1 protein-coding gene is annotated in these 1428 nt (G+C 71.4%); it reads left to right on the top strand.

The window, feature by feature from the left end; all coding sequences use genetic code 11:
• The first annotated feature begins 202 nt into the window (after positions 1 to 202).
• Positions 203 to 1408, top strand: a complete 1206-nt coding sequence (locus tag IEZ03_RS37245; RefSeq protein ID WP_184879699.1) for an IS110 family RNA-guided transposase — start codon at positions 203 to 205, stop codon at positions 1406 to 1408.
• Positions 1409 to 1428 lie beyond the last annotated feature (20 nt).

The raw sequence follows: 1428 nt of genomic DNA, 5'->3' as shown, positions 1-1428 counted from the left end.
TCTCCGTAAGTTGTTAGGCGGCCCGGGAGGGCCGGGTGTGGCTGATGGGGTCTTGCCTGTTGTGGCTCCGAAGGAGTGGCCGCCCGGCTCTCCGGGGCGCCCCGACCTCTGATTGAGATGTGCGGATCGGTCGCTGTTTACGGAGATGACGGCGGGGTGTTCCACGGGCCGGACGTTGTCGGTGCCGGGTCGAAGGACAGACGTGGAACAGCCAGAACGCGCTCGGGTGTGGGTCGGTGTGGATGCCGGCAAGGGACATCACTGGGCGGCGGCGGTCGATGGGACCGGCGCGCAGGTGTGGTCGAAGAAGATCGCCAATGACGAGTCGGCGATCCTGGACGCGATCGGTGAGGCGTTCGCTCTGGCTGAGGCCGTCGGGTGGGCGGTGGACATCGCCGGGACGTCCTCGGCGCTGCTGCTGGCCCTGTTGGCCGCGCACGGCGCCCGGCCGGTGTACGTGCCCGGCCGGACGGTGCACCGGATGTCGGGCGCCTACACCGGCGAGGCCAAGACCGATGCCCGCGACGCATACGTGATCGCCGAGACCTCCCGGCTGCGCCGGGACTTCACCGCGATCGACGTGCCCGCCCAGCTCGCCGCCGACCTGGCGCTGTTGACCACGCACCGGGCCGACCTGGTCGCCGACCGGGTCCGCCTGGTCAACCGGCTGCGGGACGTGCTGACCGGCGTGTTCCCGGCGCTGGAGCGAGCGTTCGACTACTCCGCTCACAAGGGCGCACTGGTGCTGCTGACCGGCTACCAGACCCCGGCCGCGCTGCGCCGGCGCGGCCCGGCCAGGCTGGAGGCGTGGCTGCGCAAGCGTGGTGTCCGGGGCGCCGGGCAGGTCGCCGCGACCGCGCTTGCGGCCGCGCACGCCCAGCACACCACCCTGCCCGGCGAGGCCGTGGCGGCCCAGATCATCGCCGACCTGGCCACCGAGCTGCTCACCCTGGACGACCGGCTCAAACGCCTCGACGCCCAGATCACCGAGACCTTCCGCGGCCACCCGCAGGCCGAGATCATCGAATCGATGCCCGGCATCGGCCCGATCCTGGGCGCCGAGTTCGTCGTCGCGGCCGGTGACCTGGCCGCCTACGCCGACGCCGGACGGCTCGCCTCGGCGGCCGGGCTGGTGCCCGTGCCCCGCGACTCGGGCCGCCGCACCGGCAACCTGCACCGGCCTAAGCGCTACAGCCGACGCCTGCGACGCGTGTTCTACATGTCCGCCCAGAGCAGCATCATCAAGCCCGGCCCCAACCGCGACTTCTACCTCAAAAAACGCGGCCAGGGCCTCAAACACACCCAAGCCGTCATCGCCCTGGCCCGACGACGCGTCGACGTCCTGTGGGCCCTGCTGCGTGACGGGCGACTGTTCACCCCCACCCAGCCGGTCACGCAGGCGGCTTGACATCCTCATTGAGACTCCTT

The sequence above is a fragment of the Actinomadura livida genome, assembly GCF_014648675.1.
GTDB classification, from domain to species: domain Bacteria; phylum Actinomycetota; class Actinomycetes; order Streptosporangiales; family Streptosporangiaceae; genus Spirillospora; species Spirillospora livida.
The sequence above is the reverse complement of the archived record's forward strand: the minus strand, read 5'-3'. Positions and strand labels throughout refer to the sequence as shown.